Annotated in this window: 16 protein-coding genes; 15 read left to right on the plus strand and 1 reads right to left on the minus strand. The window is 64.1% G+C overall.

The window, feature by feature from the left end:
- Positions 1-2: 2 nt before the first annotated feature.
- The 15 genes from NKJ94_RS22025 (at position 3) to NKJ94_RS22095 (ending at position 17,105) form a co-directional block, all read left to right on the plus strand.
- Positions 3-380, plus strand: a complete 378-nt coding sequence (locus NKJ94_RS22025) for a hypothetical protein (protein ID WP_352527770.1) — start codon at positions 3-5, stop codon at positions 378-380.
- Positions 381-397: 17 nt separating this feature from the next.
- Entirely contained in the window at positions 398-559 is a 162-nt protein-coding gene (locus tag NKJ94_RS22030) for a hypothetical protein (RefSeq protein ID WP_023673991.1), read from the plus strand.
- Between the two features lie 15 nt (positions 560-574).
- Complete coding sequence (locus NKJ94_RS22035; protein WP_352527772.1) at positions 575-1,969, plus strand: APC family permease; 1,395 nt, start codon at positions 575-577, stop codon at positions 1,967-1,969.
- 51 nt (positions 1,970-2,020) lie between these two features.
- Positions 2,021-2,701: a hypothetical protein gene (locus NKJ94_RS22040; RefSeq protein WP_352527774.1), complete on the plus strand. Its 681-nt coding sequence runs from the start codon at positions 2,021-2,023 to the stop codon at positions 2,699-2,701.
- Complete coding sequence (locus tag NKJ94_RS22045; RefSeq protein WP_352527776.1) at positions 2,698-3,030, plus strand: hypothetical protein; 333 nt, start codon at positions 2,698-2,700, stop codon at positions 3,028-3,030. The genes NKJ94_RS22040 and NKJ94_RS22045 overlap by 4 nt, the downstream gene beginning before the upstream one ends.
- 84 nt (positions 3,031-3,114) lie before the next feature.
- Positions 3,115-4,011, plus strand: coding sequence for a class II glutamine amidotransferase (locus tag NKJ94_RS22050; protein WP_352527778.1), 897 nt, complete (start codon positions 3,115-3,117; stop codon positions 4,009-4,011).
- Between the two features lie 100 nt (positions 4,012-4,111).
- On the plus strand, positions 4,112-4,774 hold the full coding sequence (locus tag NKJ94_RS22055) for a GltB/FmdC/FwdC-like GXGXG domain-containing protein (RefSeq protein WP_352527799.1): 663 nt from the start codon (positions 4,112-4,114) through the stop codon (positions 4,772-4,774).
- A gap of 6 nt (positions 4,775-4,780) precedes the next feature.
- A complete protein-coding gene (locus NKJ94_RS22060; protein WP_258603849.1) occupies positions 4,781-6,109 on the plus strand; it encodes an FMN-binding glutamate synthase family protein in 1,329 nt (442 codons plus the stop codon).
- 36 nt (positions 6,110-6,145) lie between these two features.
- The gene (gene glnT / locus NKJ94_RS22065; RefSeq protein WP_352527780.1) at positions 6,146-7,453 is read left to right on the plus strand and encodes a type III glutamate--ammonia ligase; all 1,308 of its coding nucleotides are present in this window, start codon (positions 6,146-6,148) and stop codon (positions 7,451-7,453) included.
- Positions 7,454-7,489: 36 nt separating this feature from the next.
- Positions 7,490-8,743: a sarcosine oxidase subunit beta family protein gene (locus tag NKJ94_RS22070; RefSeq protein ID WP_352527782.1), complete on the plus strand. Its 1,254-nt coding sequence runs from the start codon at positions 7,490-7,492 to the stop codon at positions 8,741-8,743.
- Between the two features lie 16 nt (positions 8,744-8,759).
- Positions 8,760-9,035 (plus strand): sarcosine oxidase subunit delta, encoded by a 276-nt coding sequence (locus NKJ94_RS22075; RefSeq protein WP_352527784.1) that lies wholly within the window; start codon positions 8,760-8,762, stop codon positions 9,033-9,035.
- Positions 9,035-12,019 (plus strand): sarcosine oxidase subunit alpha, encoded by a 2,985-nt coding sequence (locus NKJ94_RS22080; RefSeq protein WP_352527786.1) that lies wholly within the window; start codon positions 9,035-9,037, stop codon positions 12,017-12,019. Before NKJ94_RS22075 ends, NKJ94_RS22080 begins: the two co-directional genes overlap by 1 nt.
- Positions 12,012-12,641 carry a sarcosine oxidase subunit gamma gene (locus tag NKJ94_RS22085; RefSeq protein ID WP_352527788.1) on the plus strand — a complete coding sequence of 210 codons (630 nt, stop codon included), beginning with the start codon at positions 12,012-12,014 and terminating at the stop codon, positions 12,639-12,641. The genes NKJ94_RS22080 and NKJ94_RS22085 overlap by 8 nt, the downstream gene beginning before the upstream one ends.
- 125 nt (positions 12,642-12,766) lie before the next feature.
- The gene (locus NKJ94_RS22090; RefSeq protein ID WP_352527790.1) at positions 12,767-15,136 is read left to right on the plus strand and encodes a trimethylamine N-oxide demethylase; all 2,370 of its coding nucleotides are present in this window, start codon (positions 12,767-12,769) and stop codon (positions 15,134-15,136) included.
- 259 nt (positions 15,137-15,395) lie between these two features.
- On the plus strand, positions 15,396-17,105 hold the full coding sequence (locus NKJ94_RS22095; RefSeq protein ID WP_352527792.1) for a trimethylamine N-oxide permease: 1,710 nt from the start codon (positions 15,396-15,398) through the stop codon (positions 17,103-17,105).
- 165 nt (positions 17,106-17,270) lie between these two features.
- Here NKJ94_RS22095 and NKJ94_RS22100 read toward each other — a convergent pair whose 3' ends face one another.
- A complete protein-coding gene (locus tag NKJ94_RS22100) occupies positions 17,271-18,536 on the minus strand; it encodes an aldehyde dehydrogenase family protein (protein ID WP_352527794.1) in 1,266 nt (421 codons plus the stop codon).
- Between the last annotated feature and the right edge of the window lie 95 nt (positions 18,537-18,631).

Below are 18,631 nucleotides of genomic sequence, written 5' to 3' on the forward strand. Positions count from 1 at the left end.
GCATGGCCCGCTACACACCGCCGGAACAGAGCAAAGCCGGCCAGGTTTTCGATATCGCCGTCGTCGTTGTCGCGATTTTCGTCGCGCTGTGGCTGCCGCTCAAGCTGGGCCTCGCAGGGGCGGCAAAATCCATCGACGCGCTCGATGCCAAGACGTGGGAAGCGCTTGGACAGAACCCGACCATGGCCTCGATCTGGGAAAAGCTCGGCTACATGCCGGAAACCGCGCATGACATCATCCAGAACCGCTTCCACTACATCATCGACTGGCCGACGCTGATCATCATGGCCGCGGTGCTGATCGGCTATTTCATCTTTCTGTTCCGCGCATCGGACCGTGAATACCGCGACGTCATCAACGAAAAATTCGACGACAAATAAATCGGGGAAGCATCGTCATGTGGGTGGCACTCTCTTACGCATGCTGGGGCATCTCGATCGTGCTCGCGCTGTGGATGCTCTACGACTGGTTCAAGATCGACACGACCTATTCCGAAGAGATGCTGACCTCGTCCAGGGAAGGCGAACTTGAAGCTGTGTCCGAAAAACACCGGATCTGAGTGGGGGATTGAACGATGACGGTCACGCTTGAACCGGCAGTGCATGGCGACAGGGTGTCGCTGCTCAGGGTGCTCGGCCCGGCCCATGTCTGGGCGCTCGGCGTCGGCATCGTTCTGGTCGGCGAATTCACCGGCTGGAACTTCTCCGCCGACAAGGGCGGCGCGCTCGCCGCACTGGTGGTCTGCTGGATCGTCGGCCTGCTCTACACCTCCGTCGCCATGATCGATTCCGAGGTCACCTCAACGGTCGCCGCCGCCGGCGGCCAATATGCGCAGGCCAAGCACATCGTCGGGCCGCTGATGGCCTTCAACGTCGCGCTGTTCCTGGTCTTTGCCTATACCATGCTCGAAGTCTCCGACGCGATATTGCTCGGCCAAACAATCGTCGCCAAGGCCGGCGTCGAAGGGATGAGCTACAACTCCTTCATCGCCGCCACCATCGTCGTGCTGGCATGGCTCAACTATCGCGGCGTTCTGATGACGCTCAACGTCAATTTCGTCATCACCGCCATTGCCTATGTCTCCATCGTCATCCTGTTCTTTTCGGTGAGCCCGTGGACGCAAGGCGCCGTGCTGAAGCTCAACGACCTAGTCACCCCCGGCAATGCGCTGCCCTATGGCTGGATCGGCGTCATCGCCGCCTTCCAGTTCGGCATCTGGTACTATCTCGGCATCGAGGGCACCACGCAGGCCGCCGAGGAAGTGCGCTCGCCGGCGCGCTCGCTGCCCTATGGCACGATGGCCGGCATGATCACGCTTTTGATCGCCGCCGCCATGACCTGGTATGTCTGCGCCTCGCTGATGCCATGGGAATATCTCGGCGTCACCCCGTACCCGCTCTGGGACGCGGGAAAGCTGACCGGCAGCCCGTTGCTGGAGAACCTGCTGTTCGTCGCGACGCTGCTTGCGGCACTTGCTTCCGCCAATGGCTGCATCAACGACGCCGCGCGCGCCTGGTTCTCGCTCGGCCGCGACCGCTATTTGCCGACCTGGTTCTCGGCGGTGCATCCGAAATACCGCACGCCCTATCGCTCGATCCTGTTCCTGCTGCCGATCGCGCTTGCCTTCGCCTTCATCGCCGACCTCAACCAGGCGATCACCTTCTCCATCCTGTCGGGCGTGCTGCAATACACTTTCATGAGCATCAACATCATCATGTTCAGGAAGAAGTGGCCGCTCGGCTCGATCCGCCGCGGCTACACCCATCCCTTCCATCCGCTGCCGGCCATCGTTTTGTTCTGCCTGTGCGTGGTCACCTTCTTTGCGATCTTCCTCGGCTTCGGCTCGCAGCTGATCGCCATGGTCGCCTTCTACTTCCTGATCTCGCTGTGGTTCCACTTCTACCGCTACAGATTCGTGCGTCGTGGTGCCCAGTTCACCATGCCGTGGCCGAAACCGCAGGGTTACTGACAGGAGGAGTCGCCCTGTCTGGGCGGGCATTTGCGTGACGAGGTGCGTTAGGTGATCTCAGTATTGCTCGCCGGGGCGGCTGCCCTGGCTCTCGGCCTGAACCTCGCCCGGCTTGCGCGCGTCAACCGCACCAAGGCTTCGACCGCGCTTGCCGCAGACGAAGCCGGCCTCCGTGCCGTCATTCCCGACGTGGCCAACGTCTCGGACGGCACCGTCGGCGTCGTTACTTTTGCCGGCTCGTGGAACGGCCGGCGGGTGCAGGTTCGGACCATCGTCGACACGCTGGCGACAAGGAAGCTTCCGGCACGCTGGCTGAGCGTTTCGATCACCGAAAGAGTGGTGGTGCCAGGCACTTGCGACATGATGATGCGGCCCGGCTCGCCGACGACCTTTTCCAACTTCGATCATCTCGACCATACGCTGCCGAAGGCGGCTGGATTTCCGGCCGAGGCGGTGCTGCGGACCGACCGCATGGGCATGCGCTTCCCCCAAGCCATCATCGCCGAACACCTCGATATCTTCGCCGAGGGGCGCGCCAAGGAACTGCTGATCACGCCGAACGGCGTGCGCATCGTCTGGCTGCTGGCCGAGGCCGAGCGGGCGCGCTATGGCGTGTTCCGGCAAGCCGAATTTGGCGACGTCAAGCTCGATCCGGCGCTGATCGAGAGGCTGCTGTCATCGGCGTCGGCGCTGCGCGATGCCATCAATCAAAGGGAAGGGCAGGCGGCATGACCAGCCAGAGCACCACCTCCCCCGCACCACCGAGCCCCTATCTGGTTCTCGGCGCCGCGATCGTTTTGCCGGCAAGCGGACATGTCGTGCTCGGCGTACCGGTGCGCGGCCTGCAGTTCCTGTTCTTCATGGTGATCCTGGCCTGGGTCACCGCCAAGATCGCGCCGCCCGATGCCAGCTTCATCGGCCGCCATGCCGGCGGCGTCCTGATCTATGCCCTGTCGATCCTGGACGCCTACAAAATCGCCCGCATCCGCCACGCCAAATGGGTTCACAATGGCGGTGAGCGCAGCGATAGTGCGGCCAGCGGCGCCTCAACCGATATATAACGACAGGAAAATTTTTTTCATACCAATTGAATTCCCGGGACTCATTCGATACATCTCCAAGGGAACAAATCTCGGGAGCCTGACATGTGCGGAATCGTCGGACTTTTTTTGAAGGACAAGTCGCTCGAGCCCCAGCTTGGCGCGATGCTGTCGGAGATGCTGATCTCGCTCAGCGATCGCGGTCCCGACAGCGCCGGCATCGCCATCTATGGCGCGCCATCGGGCATTGAAGCCAAGATCACCATCCAATCGGCCAGACCGGAGCGCGATTTCCGCGGCCTCGACGCCGAACTCGCCAAGGCGATCGGCGCGCCGGTGAGCTTGGCTGCGAAGTCGACGCATGCGGTGGTCAGGACGACGCCTGCCAAGATCGACGAAGCGCGCGAGGCGATCAAGGCGCTGCGCCCCGACATCCGCATCATGGGTGCCGGCGACGTCGTCGAAATCTACAAGGAAGTCGGCTTGCCGGAAGCCGTCGTCGATCGTTTCGGCGTCCGCGAGATGACCGGCACGCACGGCATCGGCCATACCCGAATGGCGACCGAATCGGCGGTGACGACGATGGGCGCGCATCCGTTCTCGACCGGCGCCGACCAGTGCCTGGTGCACAATGGCTCACTGTCCAACCACAACAATGTCCGCCGCGGGCTGATCCGCGAAGGCATGACATTCGAGACCGAGAACGACACCGAAGTTGCGGCCGCCTATCTCTCCTCGCAGATGGCGCATGGCAAAAACCTCAGCGAGGCGCTGGAAGGCACGCTGAGCGACCTCGACGGCTTCTTCACCTTCGTCGTCGGCACCAAGAACGGCTTCGGCGTGGTGCGCGATCCGATCGCCTGCAAGCCCGCCGTGATGGCCGAAACCGACCAGTATGTCGCCTTCGGCTCGGAATATCGTGCGCTCACCAAACTGCCCGGCATAGACAATGCGAGGGTTTGGGAACCCGAGCCCGCAACCGTCTATTTCTGGGAGCATTGAGCTTATGCCGGCAATCAACGCCTTCAATGCGGGCAACGTCTCCAAGGCCGCGCGCGAGCCGGGCCACAATCAGGCATCGAAGGTCTTCGACTTGGCCGAAATGTCGCTGCGCGAACTCAACCAGGCGCTGCACAATCTGACCACCGGTTCGAACGAGACCGCCTGGGAGGTACTTCACCCGCGAGGCAGCCATTCGGTCGCCGTCGGCGTCGACCAGCCGGTCGCCATCGATGTCCGCGGCAGCGTCGGCTATTATTGCGGCGGCATGAACGACGGCAGCACCATCACGGTGCATGGCTCGGCCGGGCCCGGCGTCGGCGAAAACATGATGTCCGGCCAGATCGTCGTCAAAGGCGATGCCAGCCAGTATGCCGGCGCCACCGGCCGGGGCGGGTTGCTGGTCATCGAAGGCAATGCATCGTCGCGCTGCGGCATCTCGATGAAAGGCATCGACATCGTCGTCCATGGCAATATCGGCCACATGTCGGCCTTCATGGCGCAATCCGGCAATTTGGTGGTGCTGGGCGATGCCGGCGATGCGCTCGGCGATTCCATCTACGAGGCGCGGCTCTTCGTGCGCGGCAAGGTCGAAAGCCTCGGCGCCGACTGCATCGCCAAGGAGATGCGGCCCGAACACCTGGAATTGCTGCAGCGCCTGCTCGACCGCGCCGGCGTGACCGGCGTCAAGGCGGCGGAGTTCAAGCGTTATGGCGCGGCGCGCACGCTTTACAATTTCAATATCGACAACGCCGACGCGTATTGAGGCTCAATGACCTATCGCAACCCGCCGACGACGCCGCGCAAGTCCGCGACCTTCGACGACTACACGCTTTCCGAGATCCGCCGCGCCGCGGCGACCGGCATCTATGACATCCGCGGTGCGGGCGCCAAGCGCAAGCTGCCGCATTTCGACGACCTTTTGTTCCTCGGCGCCTCGATCTCGCGCTATCCGCTCGAAGGCTATCGCGAGCGCTGCGACACCAGCGTCGTGCTCGGTTCGCGTCATGCGAAAAAGCCGATCGAGCTGAAAATCCCGATCACCATTGCCGGCATGAGCTTTGGCTCGCTGTCCGGGCCGGCCAAGGAAGCGCTCGGCCGCGGCGCGACGCTGTCGGGCACCTCGACCACCACCGGCGACGGCGGCATGACCGAGGAAGAGCGCGGCCATTCGAAAACACTAGTCTATCAGTATCTGCCGTCGCGCTACGGCATGAACCCGCGCGATCTGCGCCGGGCCGACGCGATCGAAGTGGTCGTCGGCCAAGGTGCGAAACCAGGCGGCGGCGGCATGCTGCTCGGCCAGAAGATCTCCGACCGGGTCGCCGAAATGCGCACGCTGCCGAAAGGCATCGACCAACGCTCCGCATCGCGCCACCCGGACTGGACCGGGCCTGACGATCTCGAGATCAAGATCCTGGAGCTACGTGAAATCACCGACTGGGAAAAGCCGATTTACGTCAAGGTCGGCGGCGCGCGGCCCTATTACGACACCGCCCTTGCGGTGAAGGCGGGCGCCGACGTCGTCGTCGTCGACGGCATGCAGGGCGGAACCGCGGCAACCCAGGAAGTATTCATCGAAAATGTCGGCCAGCCGACGCTTGCCTGCATCAGGCCGGCGGTGCAGGCGCTGCAGGATCTCGGCATGCACCGCAAGGTGCAGCTGATCGTTTCCGGCGGCATCCGCAACGGCGCCGACGTCGCCAAGGCGCTGGCGCTTGGTGTCGACGCGGTGTCGATCGGCACGGCAGCGCTTGTCGCGCTCGGCGACAACGATCCGCGCTGGGAAGCGGAATACAACGAGCTCGGCACCACGGCCGGCGCCTATGACGACTGGCATGAGGGACGCGATCCGGCCGGCATCACCACGCAAGATCCCGAACTAATGAAACGGGTCGATCCGATTGCGGCCGGCCGACGGCTGGCGAATTATCTTAAGGTGATGACACTGGAGGCGCAAACGATTGCCCGGGCCTGCGGCAAGAACAGCCTGCACAATCTCGAGCCCGAGGATCTCGTGGCCTTGACGATCGAAGCCGCCGCCATGGCCGGCGTGCCGCTGGCCGGCACCAACTGGATACCGGGCAAGAACGGCTTCTGATAACCACCTGACAGCACAATTAAGCGAGGAACTATAATGGGGAACGATCTCGCCGCCTTCGCCAAGGAGAAGGGCGTCAAATATTTCATGATATCCTACACCGACCTGTTCGGTGGGCAACGCGCCAAGCTGGTGCCGGCCCAGGCGATCGCCGACATGCAGCGGGACGGTGCCGGCTTTGCCGGTTTTGCCACCTGGCTCGACCTGACGCCGGCGCATCCCGACATGCTGGCGGTGCCGGATCCGGCCTCGGTGATCCAGTTGCCGTGGAAGCCCGAAGTCGCCTGGGTCGCCGCCAACTGCATCATGGACGACAAATCGGTCGAGCAGGCGCCGCGCAACACGCTGAAGCGGCTGATCGCCGAGGCCGCCGGCGACGGCATGCACATCAAGACCGGCGTCGAGGCGGAATTCTTCCTGATCTCGCCGGACGGCAAGACGATTTCCGACGAATACGACACCGCTTCGAAGCCCTGCTACGACCAGCAGGCGGTGATGCGCCGCTACGACGTCATCGCCGAGATCTGCGACCACATGCTGGCGCTCGGCTGGGGCGCCTACCAGAACGACCATGAGGACGCCAACGGCCAGTTCGAGATGAACTGGGCTTTCGACGATGCGCTGGCGACCGCCGACAAGCATTCCTTCTTCAAATTCATGGTGAAGTCCGTTGCCGAAAAGCACGGCCTGCGCGCAACCTTCATGCCGAAGCCGTTCCAGGGCCTGACCGGCAATGGCTGCCATGCCCACATCTCGGTGTGGGACAGAGACGGCAAGACCAATGTCTTTGCCGACAATGCGATGGAACTCGGCCTGTCGGCTAAGGGCAGGAATTTCCTCGGCGGCATCATGAAGCATGCCTCGGCGCTTGCCGCGATCACCAACCCGACGGTGAATTCCTACAAGCGCATCAACGCACCGCGCACCATATCGGGCGCGACCTGGGCGCCCAACTCGGTGACCTGGACCGGCAACAACCGCACCCATATGGTTCGCGTGCCCGGCCCCGGCCGTTTCGAGCTGCGCCTGCCCGACGGCGCGGCAAACCCGTATCTGCTGCAGGCCGTGATCATTGCTGCCGGCCTCGACGGCATCCGCTCGAAGGCCGATCCCGGCAGGCGCTACGACATCGACATGTATCAGTTCGGGCACACGGTCGAAGGCGCGCCGAAGCTGCCGCTCAACCTGCTCGATGCGTTGCGCGAGTTCGACAACGACAAATCGCTCAAGACGGCGCTGGGTGAGGAATTCTCGTCGGCTTATCTAAAGCTCAAGCACCAGGAATGGAATTCCTATGCTTCCCACTTCACCCAGTGGGAGCGCGACCACACGCTCGACATCTGATCCGGAATTGTTGCACGCCCGGCGCGAAACAGGTTCATGAAATACTCGATCTTCTCCCTCGCCCGGGCGGCATTTTCCGGCCACAAGAACTGGCAGCGCACCTGGCGCGACGCCAGCCCGAAGAGCCACTACGACGTGGTGATCATCGGCGGCGGCGGCCATGGCCTGGCGACGGCATGGTTCCTCGCCAGCGAATACGGCATCAGGAATGTCGCCGTGCTGGAAAAGGGCTGGATCGGCTCCGGCAATGCCGGCCGCAACACCACCATCATCCGCTCCAATTACGGGCTGCCCGGCAATACCGGCTTCTACGAGCTGTCGATGAAGCTGTGGGAGCGGATGGAGCAGGACCTCAACTACAACACCATGGTCAGCCAGCGCGGCGTCATCAACCTCTACCATTCGGACGCGCAGCGCGACGCCTATGCGCGGCGCGGCAACACGATGCGCATCAACGGCATCGACGCCGAGCTGCTCGACCTCGCCGCCGTCAGGAAGATGATGCCGTTCCTGAACTTCGACAATGCACGTTTTCCCGTACAGGGTGGCCTGCTGCAGCGGCGCGGCGGCACGGCGCGGCACGATGCTGTGGTCTGGGGCTATGCGCATGCGGCGAGTGCGCTCGGCGTCGACATCATCCAGAACTGCGAGGTGACCGGCTTTGTCCGCGACGCCAACGGCAAGGTGACCGGGGTCGAGACATCGCGCGGCAAGATCGGTGCCGCCAAGGTCGGCATGGCCGTCGCCGGCAGTTCTTCGCGCGTCGCGGCGATGGCCGGCATGCGGCTGCCGATTGAAAGTCATGTGCTGCAGGCTTTCGTCTCGGAGGCGATCAAGCCGCTGATCCCCAATGTCATGACCTTCGGCGCCGGGCATTTCTACGTCAGCCAGTCCGACAAGGGCGGGCTGGTGTTCGGCGGCGATATAGACGGCTACAATTCCTATGCCCAACGCGGCAATCTGCCTGTGATGGAGGACGTTTGCGAGGGCGGCATGGCGCTGATGCCGATGATCGGCCGCGTGCGGCTGTTGCGCCAGTGGGGCGGCATCATGGACATGTCGATGGATGGCTCGCCGATCATCGACAAGACGCCGGTGGACGGGCTCTATCTCAACGCCGGCTGGTGCTATGGCGGCTTCAAGGCGACGCCCGGCTCCGGCCTGGTCTTTGCCCATCTCCTGGCGCGCGACGAGCAGCACAAGGAGGCGGCACGCTTCCGCCTCGACCGCTTCCGGGTGGGCGCGATGATCGACGAAAAGGGCCAGGGCGCCCAACCGAACCTGCATTGAAGGCTGGCTGAACAGCATGCGTATAGTCTGTCCCTTCTGCGGCGAACGCGAACTCGGCGAGTTCACCTATCTCGGCGACGCCAAGCCGGTGCGCCCGGCGGCGGACGCCTCGGAGGGCGAGGTCTTCGACTATGTCTATCTGCGCGACAATGTCCCCGGCCCGATGAGCGAATACTGGTATCATGGCGGCGGCTGCCGGGCCTGGCTGAAGGTCGACCGCAACACGCTGACGCATGAGATTTCCTCGGTCGAGCCGGCTGCCGGAGTTGGTGCTGCCAAGGTTGGCGCCTGATGGTTGGCTCCGCGCAGACACACCGGCTGGAGAGCGGCGGTATCATCGATCGCGCCGCGCCGCTGAGCTTCCGCTTCGACGGCAAGAGCTTTGCCGGCTTCCAGGGCGACACGCTGGCCTCGGCGCTGATCGCCAATGGCGTCAAGCTGGTCGGTCGCTCGTTCAAATACCATCGGCCGCGCGGCATCCTGACCGCTGGTTCGGAGGAACCCAATGCGCTGGTCGAACTGCGCACGGGGGCGCGGCGCGAGCCCAACACCAAGGCGACCACGGCCGAGCTTTATGACGGGCTCGAAGCCGCCAGCCAGAACCGCTGGCCGTCGCTGCGCCACGATTTGATGGCGGTCAACCAGCTGTTTGCGCCGATCTTCGTCGCCGGCTTCTACTACAAGACCTTCATGTGGCCGGCGAAATTCTGGGAAGCGGTCTACGAGCCGGCGATCCGCCGAGCCGCCGGTCTCGGCCGCGCCGCCGGCGTCGCCGATCCCGACCATTACGACAAGGCGTGGGCGCATTGCGACGTGCTGATCGCCGGCTCCGGCCCGGCCGGGCTTGCGGCGGCATTGGCGGCCGGGCGCAGCGGCGCCCGTGTCATCCTGTGCGAGGAGGATTTTGTGGCCGGCGGCCGGCTGCTGTCGGATGGCGGCACCATCGACGGCATGCCGTCAGCCGAATGGATTTCCCGCACGCTGACCGAACTCGCAGCACTCCCCGATGTCCGCATCATGAACCGCACGACATTGTTCGGCGTCTATGATGGCGGCACCTATGGCGCGATCGAGCGGGTCAACGACCACCTGCCCTCGCCGCCCGAGCACCAGGTGCGCCAACGCCTGTGGCGGATCGTGGCCAGGCGCTGCGTCGTTGCCGCCGGCGCCATCGAGCGGCCGATCGTGTTTGCCGGCAACGACACGCCCGGCGTGATGATGGCTTCGGCGATGCGGACCTATGTCACGCGCTACGCGGCAACGCCGGCAAAGAGGATCGCGCTGTTCACCAACAATGCGGATGGCTGGCGCATGGTCGAGACCGCGCTTGGCGCCGGATTGCGGATCGCGGCCGTGGTCGATGCGCGCCCGGACGTCTCCGCCGCGCATCGCGCGCTCGCCGCCAAGGCTGGCTTTCCGGTGCTCAGCGGCTCGGTCAACGGGGTCGAAGGCGGCAAGGACGGCGTCCGGAAAATCGCGATCTCGCTGACCGGCGGCGCACGGGCGGAAGTCGAAGCCGACGGGCTTGCCGTCTCCGGCGGCTGGAATCCGGCGGTCGGGCTGACCTCCTACCATCGCGGCCGGCCGAAATGGCAGGACGACATCGCAGCCTTCGTCCCGGACGATGCGCCTCCGGGCATGATGGCCGCAGGCGCCGCCAACGGCGCCTTCGGGCTGGGCGACTGCCTGCGCCAGGGCTTTGCCGCAGGAGCGGCGGCAGCACAGAGTGCCGGGCGCAGCGGCAATGCCGGCACGCCGCCGGTCGCCGACGATGAGGTTTTTTCGCTGACGCCGCTCTGGCATGTCGCCGGCAAGGGCAAGGCCTTTGTCGACTACCAGCACGATGTCACGGCGTCCGACATCGAACTGGCGCAGCGCGAGGGTTTCGAATCGGTCGAGCATCTCAAGCGCTACACGACGCTCGGCATGGCCACCGACCAGGGCAAGACCTCGAACGTCGCCGGCCTCGCCATCATGGCGGCTGTGTCAGGCAAATCCATTCCCGAGACCGGCACGACGATCTACCGGCCGCCCTATGTGCCGGTCGCCATCGGCGCCTTCGCCGGCCATCATCGTGACGAGAACTTCCACGCGACAAGGCTGACGCCGTCGCACCACTGGGCAGCCGAACAGGGCGCGGTGTTCGTCGACACCGGGCTGTGGAAGCGCGCGCAATGGTATCCGCGCGCCGGCGAAAAGGACTGGCTGGAATCGGTCACCCGCGAGGTCAGGGCGGTGCGCTCCGGCGTCGGCTTCTGCGACGTCTCAACGCTCGGCAAGATCGACGTGCATGGCCCGGATGCCGGCGCTTTCCTCGACCGCGTCTACATCAACACCTTTTCCAATCTTGCCGTCGGCAAAGCCCGCTACGGGCTGATGTTGCGCGAGGACGGCATCGTCTATGACGACGGCACCACATCGCGACTGGCCGAGGACCATTATTTCCTGACCACCACCACCGCCAAGGCCGGGCTGGTGATGCAGCATCTCGAATTCTGCCGGCAGGTGCTGTTTCCTGAACTCGACGTGCAGCTGACATCCGTCTCCGACCAGTGGGCGCAATTCTCGATCGCTGGGCCAAGGACCCGGGACCTGCTTCGGGAAATCGTCGATCCGGCCGAGGACCTGTCGAACGAAGTCTTCCCGTTCATGGGGGCGCGGGAAGTCGCGCTGCGCGGCGGCGTCAGGGCGCGGCTGTTCCGCATCTCGTTCTCCGGCGAGATGGCGTTCGAGATTTCGGTTCCCGCCCGCTATGGCGAGGCGCTGGTGCGCAATCTGATGCTGGCCGGCAAACAATTCGGCGTGACGCCCTACGGCACCGAGGCGCTCGGTGTCATGCGCATCGAAAAGGGCCATGTCGCCGGGCCGGAACTGAACGGCACGACGACCGCCGCCGACCTTGGCCTCGGCAAGATGATGTCGACCAAGAAACATTTCATCGGCCGCGTCATGGCCGGGCGCGAGGCGCTGGTCGCCCCGGACCGGCAGGTCGTCGTCGGCATCAAGCCGGTCGACAAGACGCGCCGCCTGCGCTCCGGCGCGCATATCATTCCTAAAGGCGAGACGCCCGGTCCCGACAACGACCAGGGCTATGTCACCTCGGTCTGTTTTTCGCCGACGCTCGACCAGTGGATCGGGCTCGCGCTTGTCGAGCGCGGCCGCGAGCGCATCGGCGAAATCGTCCATGCGCATGATCCGCTGCGCGGCGAAGACTACGACGTCGAGCTGTGCAGCCCGGTCTTCTATGATCCGGATGGAGGGCGCCAGCGTGGCTGAGTTTTCCTGGATTGCCCGCAGCCCGCTGGAGAAAGCGCTTGTCGTCGGCGCCTATGGCGCGGGCGGCACCGAGGCCGGCGTGTCGCTGACAGAAATCCGCAATTTCGACCTGCTCCAAATGATGGCACGGCGCGGCAAAGCCGAGGAACTGGCAAAGGCTGCCCAGGCCCGGTTCGGCGTTGCCGCTCCGGATGCGCCCAAGGCGGTCAGCGCTTCGGACGTGACGCTCATCTGGTCGGGACCGGATCAGTTCCTCGCTCTGTCGAAGGGCGGCAAGCACGCGATGGAGCCGTTGAGCCAGGCGTTGTCGCAAGTCGCCTCGCTGTCGGACCAGTCGCATGCGCGCGTCCTGATCACCATCTCGGGAGAAAAGGCGCACGCCATGCTGGCAAAATTGTCGTCGATCGACCTGCACCCGGCGGCGTTTCCGGTGAGCGCCGCAGCGGCGACATCGATCGACCACACCAGCGTCAATCTGTGGCGCGGCAATGATCGGACGGACGGACAGGCGGTGTTCAATCTTCTGGTGTTCGCGACCTTCGCCGAAAGCCTGTGGCACACGATGCTCGATGCGGCCGCCGAATATGGCGTGGAGATCGCGCATTCGGAGGAATTGGCGTAGCGTTTGTTCGCGCCAGGGAGAGCCGTTCTGCACCTTGACCTTGCCAAAACACGCCGTCCCAGCCTATTCTTGCCGCTAAAATAATTTCACGCACAGGCAAACTTGTTTCTCGAAACCAGGTTGAGATGAGCCAGTCGCCCTACCCCGCCGTCGCAGCCGGACCGCCGCGGCCAAGCCTAATCCTGCGGCCCGGCCAGATCGCGCTGCCGGCCGGCATGGAGCGCTATTCCGTTCAGGGCAATGGCGCGGTGCTCATCGAGGTCGAGGCCGGCGATACGATCAGCGTGCGCAATGTCGAGGGCGGCCAGGCTTGCGAGCTGCTGGCGTGGGACGGCACCGGGATCACCGATCCCGCTATTTTCGGTGAAAAGTCGAACAGCAACGCCGCCGGCATCAAGGCGCTGCTGGCCGATGGCGACGACGGCCTAGCTTCCTTGCGTCGGGGGCTGGAGCGACGGCAGGTAAAGCTCGATCAGGCAAAGGCGGTTCGCGTGTTCGGCGGGGCTACGCCTGCCGGCACCGAACAGGCATTTCCCGTCGCCCGCGACGGGTCGATTCTCATTGCCGCCCCGGGTGGGCCGATGCTGGTCGATGGCCACGATACGGCGACGCCGCTCAGCGTCGTCGTCCGCCGCGCGACGATCCGGCCGGCGGCGAAGTCGCGGCTTGCCGACCCGCTGGCCGATCCGGTACTCGACCTCCGCGTCCATTCGGCGACGGCCGAAGCCTATTTCGTCAAAGCCGGCGACTATCTGCAGATCATCGATGTCGACGGGCGCCAATGCACCGACTTCCAGTGTTTTTCGGCACGCAAGCTCGACAATGGGCGCGATCATCCGCTCGATGTGACGACGACGCGCACGCTGATGGGCTCGAGTTACCCGATGCCCGGCCTGCACTCGAAATATTACGACCAGGACATGGAGCCGCTTGTCGAGGTGGTGCAGGACACTTGCGGCCGCCACGATGCCTTCGCGCTCGCCTGCGCGGCCAAATATTACGACGACATCGGTTATCCCGGCCATCCCAACTGCTCGGAAAATTTCAACCGCGCGCTGGCCGACAAGGGTGTCACCCCTCGCGCCGGCTGGATGGCGATCAACTTCTTCTTCAATACGGCGATAGACGCGCATGGCGTGATGGTCTCCGACGAGCCATGGTCGCGGCCGGGCGATTATGTTTTGCTGCGTGCCTTGACCGACATCGTCTGCGTCTCGTCCGCCTGCCCCGACGACACGACGCCGGCCAATGGCTGGAACCCAACCGACATTCATGTGCGGACCTATTCCGGCCAGCACAAATTCTCGCGAGCGATCGCCAGACGCATGACGCCCGATTCGGAACCGAAAATGACCCGCGAGACCGCCTTTCATTCGAGCTTTGCCAAGCACACCCGCAACTTCGTCGAGTACAGGGGCTATTGGCTGGCCAACTCCTTCGCCAAGGAGGGCCCGATCGACGAATACTGGGCCTGCCGGCAGGACGCCGTGATCATGGATCTGTCGCCGCTGCGCAAATTCGAGGTCACCGGTCCGGATTCCGAAGCGCTGCTGCAATACACGCTGACCCGCGACGTCAAGAAGCTCGGCGTCGGCCAGGTGGTCTATTCCGCCATGTGCTACGAGCATGGCGGGATGATCGACGACGGCACGCTGCTTCGGCTCGGCAAGGACAATTTCCGCTGGGTCGGCGGCGACGATCTGTCTGGCGAATGGTTGCGCGAGACAGCGACAAAACTTGGCCTCAACGTGCTGGTGCGCTCGTCGACCGACCAGATGCACAATGTCGCCGTGCAGGGACCGAAAAGCCGCGACATCCTGAGGGAGATTATCTGGACCTCGCCGCTGCAGCCGTCGATCGACGAGCTCGAATGGTTCCGCTTCGCCGTGGCGCGCATCGGCGGCGGCAACGGCATTCCGGTCGTGGTCTCGCGTACCGGCTATACCGGCGAGCTCGGCTACGAGATCTGGTGCCATCCGCGCGACGCCGAAAAGGTGTTCGACGCGATCTGGCAGGCCGGCCAGCCGCATGGCTTGAAGCCGATGGGGCTGCAGGCGCTCGACATGGTGCGCATCGAGGCCGGGCTGATCTTTGCTGGCTACGAGTTCTCGGACCAGACCGATCCGTTCGAGGCCGGCATCGGCTTCACCGTGCCGCTGAAGACCAAGAGCGACGATTTCATCGGCCGCGAGGCGATGATCCGGCGCAAGGAGAGCCCGCAGAAGAAACTGGTCGGCCTCGACATCGACGCCAATGTCGCCATCGGCCACGGCGATTGCGTGCATGTCGGCCGCGCCCAGATCGGCGTGGTCACCTCGGGCATGCGCTCGCCGGTGCTGAACAAGAATATCGCGCTGGCCAGGCTCGACGTCGTGCATTCGGCGATCGGCACCGAGGTCGAAATCGGCAAGCTCGACGGCCACAGCAAGCGGCTGCCGGCGCGCGTCGTCGCCTTCGCCCATTACGACCCGCAAAAGACCAAGCCGCGCTCCTGATCGACAGTCCTTCGAGAGGTTGCGTCCGGCCGCGCCGGCAATGCCAGCCGGCGGCGGATCGTCATGCCCTTCACAGCAATGTGCACAGCGTCACAAAACGCTTGACGTGAAAGCGTGCCGGATCAATCTTCACTGCTAAGAAAAAAATGCGACTGAGTGGAAACACCAACGGTCGTCTGTTGCATGCGTCGGTGCCGAAGTCTCGCCAAGTCGCGGCCATCGCCGATGGGGAACATCAAAAAAGGGGAAAGCCAAACACATGAGCACGATAGTCACTGCCCTGGTGCCGCCTGCCGAAGGGCAGCTGCACCGGAATATCGATTGGCGCGGCGCCTTCTGGGTGGCAAGCGGCGTTCCGGCCCTTGTCCTGTTTTCGATCGGCGGCATTGCCGGCACCACCGGAACGCTGGCGTTCCTGATCTGGACCACCTCCATGATCATGGGCTTCCTGCAGTCCTTCACCTATGCGGAAATCGCCGGGCTGTTCCCGAACAAATCCGGCGGCGCCTCGATTTACGGCGCCACCGCGTGGCTGCGCTATTCGAAATTCATCGCGCCGCTTTCGGTGTGGTGCAACTGGTTCGCCTGGTCGCCAGTGCTGTCGCTCGGCTGCTCGATCGCCGCCGCCTATATCCTCAACGCGCTGGCGCCGGTACCGCTGTTCACCGACACTTCGCCGGAAGTCGCCGCCTATATCGCGGCCCATGCCGGAACGAGCGCCGCCGACGCCATCACCGCGGTCACCGCGGCGGCCACGCCGGCGATCCGCAACTGGACGCTCTACGGTCACACGCTTGGCCCGGTTTCCTTCACCTTCAACGCCACCTTCTTCATCGGCGCGGTGCTGATGCTGATCATCTTCTCGATCCAGCATCGTGGCATTCTGGGCACCGCCAATGTGCAGAAATATATCGGCCTGCTGGTCATCATCCCGATGCTGATCGTCGGCGTGGTGCCGATCGTCACCGGCCAGATCAACTGGGCAAACTTTTCGCCGCTGGTGCCGCTCGCGGCAGCCTATGCGCCGGAGCCCGGCTCGTGGAACATCGCCGGCTGGACGCTGGTGCTCGGCGGCATGTTCATCGCGGCTTGGTCGACCTACGGCTTCGAGACCGCCGTATGCTACACCTCCGAGTTCAAGAACCCGGGCACCGACACCTTCAAGGCGATCTTCTACTCCGGCCTCTTGTGCATGCTGCTGTTCATCCTGGTGCCGTTCACCTTCCAGGGCGTGCTCGGCTTGAACGGCATGCTGGCGACGCCGATCGTCGACGGCTCCGGCGTTGCCGACGCCTTGGCCGGCATGGTCGGCGGCGGACAGCTGATCCACAGCCTGCTGGTGATGCTGATGATCCTGGCGCTGGTGCTCTGCATCATGACGGCGATGGCCGGCTCCTCGCGCACGCTCTATCAGGGTTCGGTCGACGGCTGGCTGCCGCGCTATCTCAGCCACGTCAACGAGCATGGCGCGCCGACGCGGGCGATGTGGACGGACCTGATCTTCAACCTGATCGTGCTGGCCATCGCCTCGGCCGATGCGACGAGCTTCTTCTTCATCCTCGCCGTGTCGAATTGCGGCTATATCATCTTCAACTTCCTCAACCTCAACGCCGGCTGGATCCACCGCATCGACAACGGCCATATCGCGCGGCCATGGAAGGCGCCGAGCTGGCTGCTCGGCCTCGGCGCGATCTTTGCCTATGTCAATGCGATCTTCATGGGCGCAGGCGCCAAGGTCTGGAACCCGATGGCATTGTGGGCCGGGCTGATCACGGCTGCCCTGATCATCCCGGTGTTCTGCTTCCGGCATTACATCCAGGACAAGGGCAAATTCCCCGACCACATGCTGGCCGATCTCGGCATGAACTCGTCGGACCTCGCGGTGCGAAAGGCGGGCATGCTGCCCTATCTGACGCTGGTCGCCGGCGTCGCGGTGATGCTGCTCGCCAACTGGCTGTTCGTCATCTGACGTCCGCCTCCAGGGATCGGGCGCGCGAGGCGCGCTCGGTCCCTGCGTATTTTGTTCTTGCTTTGTGCCGGCAGCTATGCTAGTAATTTAGGTATGGTGCTGATTCGTGCCGAGACCCGCCGCCGAGACGGGTTTTTTCGTTTCTGAGCCTATTCGGCGCGAGGCTCAGTCGATCTTGATGAACACGCCCTTGGTGTTGAGATACTCGTCGAGGTGCTCGGCGCCGCCCTCGCGGCCGTAACCGCTCATCTTATAGCCGCCGAACGGCACGGCGGGATCGATGGCGTGGTAGGTGTTGATCCAGACCGAGCCGGCACGGATCTTTCGCGACAGCTGGTGTGCCTTGGCCAGGTTTTGGGTGAAGACCCCAGCGGCAAGGCCATAGAGCGTGTTGTTGGCCCGCTCGACCGCCTCGTCGAGCGTATCGAACGGCAGCGCGGAGATCACCGGCCCGAAGATTTCCTCTCGTGCGATTTTCATGTCGTCCGAGACACCGGCAAAAACAGTCGGCGCGACGAAATTGCCGGCGGCAAGCGCGCCTTCTACAAGCCGCGTGCCTCCGGTGACGAGTTTTGCCCCTTCCGCAGTACCGGCCTTGAGGTAGCCGGTGACCCGTTGCAGCTGCTTTTCGGAGACGAGCGGGCCGATCTCGGTCGCCGGGTCGATGCCGTCGCCGATCCTGAGACCTTTGGCATATGTCGCGAGCCGCTCGACAAACTCGTCATGGATGGCGCGTTCGACGAACAGGCGCGACCCGGCGATGCAGATCTGGCCGGAATTGGCGAAGACCGACATTGCAGCCACCGGCACCGCCTTGTCGAGATCGGCGTCGGCGCAGACGATGACCGGCGACTTGCCGCCAAGCTCCAGCGAGACGCGCTTCAGATTGCCGGCCGAGGCGCGCACGATCGACTGGCCGGTCGCCGTCGAGCCGGTGAAGACGATCTTGTCGACGCCCAAATGCTCGGCCAGTGCCGCGCCCGCCTCGGCGCCGGTTCCGGTAACGACGTTGACGACGCCTTCCGGCACACCGGCCTCGTTCATGATGTCGGCGATCAGCAGCGGCGTCAGCGGCGCCTCTTCCGACGGTTTCAGCACGATGGTGCAGCCGGTCGCCAGCGCCGGCCCGATCTTCCAGATCGACGCCGCGGTCGGCGCATTCCACGGGATGATGGCGCCGACGACCCCGACCGGCTCCTTGCGGGTGAAGGAGACGATTTCGCCGGGCAGCGAGTTTTCGATGGTCTCGCCATGCAGCGACGTCGCCATGCCGGCATAATAGCGCAGCATGCCGATGACGCGGTTGCGGTTGGCGCGGGTGCGCACGATCGGCATGCCCATGTCGGTGGTGTCGGAGCGGCTGATCTCTTCCCAATGCTTTTCGAAGAGATCGGCTATCCTCAGCAGCAGCACCTGCCGCTCATCGATCACGCATGTTGATGCCCCTCCTGGTGAAGCTGAATGATTCTCAGATCAAGGTGGCTAATGGTGTGGTTGCGGAGGTCACGGACCGCATCGATTACGGA

It is taken from the genome of Mesorhizobium sp. M0060, from assembly GCF_040323155.1.
Lineage (GTDB): Bacteria > Pseudomonadota > Alphaproteobacteria > Rhizobiales > Rhizobiaceae > Mesorhizobium.

Excerpts from the sequence above, each read along its gene's own strand:
- NKJ94_RS22025 (WP_352527770.1), top strand. The coding sequence starts at position 3 with ATGGCCCGCTACACACCGCCGGAACAGAGCAAAGCCGGCCAGGTTTTC.
- NKJ94_RS22030 (WP_023673991.1), top strand. The coding sequence starts at position 398 with ATGTGGGTGGCACTCTCTTACGCATGCTGGGGCATCTCGATCGTGCTC.
- NKJ94_RS22035 (WP_352527772.1), top strand. The coding sequence starts at position 575 with ATGACGGTCACGCTTGAACCGGCAGTGCATGGCGACAGGGTGTCGCTG.
- NKJ94_RS22045 (WP_352527776.1), top strand. The coding sequence starts at position 2,698 with ATGACCAGCCAGAGCACCACCTCCCCCGCACCACCGAGCCCCTATCTG.
- NKJ94_RS22050 (WP_352527778.1), top strand. The coding sequence starts at position 3,115 with ATGTGCGGAATCGTCGGACTTTTTTTGAAGGACAAGTCGCTCGAGCCC.
- NKJ94_RS22055 (WP_352527799.1), top strand. The coding sequence starts at position 4,112 with ATGTCGCTGCGCGAACTCAACCAGGCGCTGCACAATCTGACCACCGGT.
- NKJ94_RS22060 (WP_258603849.1), top strand. The coding sequence starts at position 4,781 with ATGACCTATCGCAACCCGCCGACGACGCCGCGCAAGTCCGCGACCTTC.
- glnT (WP_352527780.1), top strand. The coding sequence starts at position 6,146 with ATGGGGAACGATCTCGCCGCCTTCGCCAAGGAGAAGGGCGTCAAATAT.
- NKJ94_RS22070 (WP_352527782.1), top strand. The coding sequence starts at position 7,490 with ATGAAATACTCGATCTTCTCCCTCGCCCGGGCGGCATTTTCCGGCCAC.
- NKJ94_RS22075 (WP_352527784.1), top strand. The coding sequence starts at position 8,760 with ATGCGTATAGTCTGTCCCTTCTGCGGCGAACGCGAACTCGGCGAGTTC.
- NKJ94_RS22080 (WP_352527786.1), top strand. The coding sequence starts at position 9,035 with ATGGTTGGCTCCGCGCAGACACACCGGCTGGAGAGCGGCGGTATCATC.
- NKJ94_RS22090 (WP_352527790.1), top strand. The coding sequence starts at position 12,767 with ATGAGCCAGTCGCCCTACCCCGCCGTCGCAGCCGGACCGCCGCGGCCA.
- NKJ94_RS22095 (WP_352527792.1), top strand. The coding sequence starts at position 15,396 with ATGAGCACGATAGTCACTGCCCTGGTGCCGCCTGCCGAAGGGCAGCTG.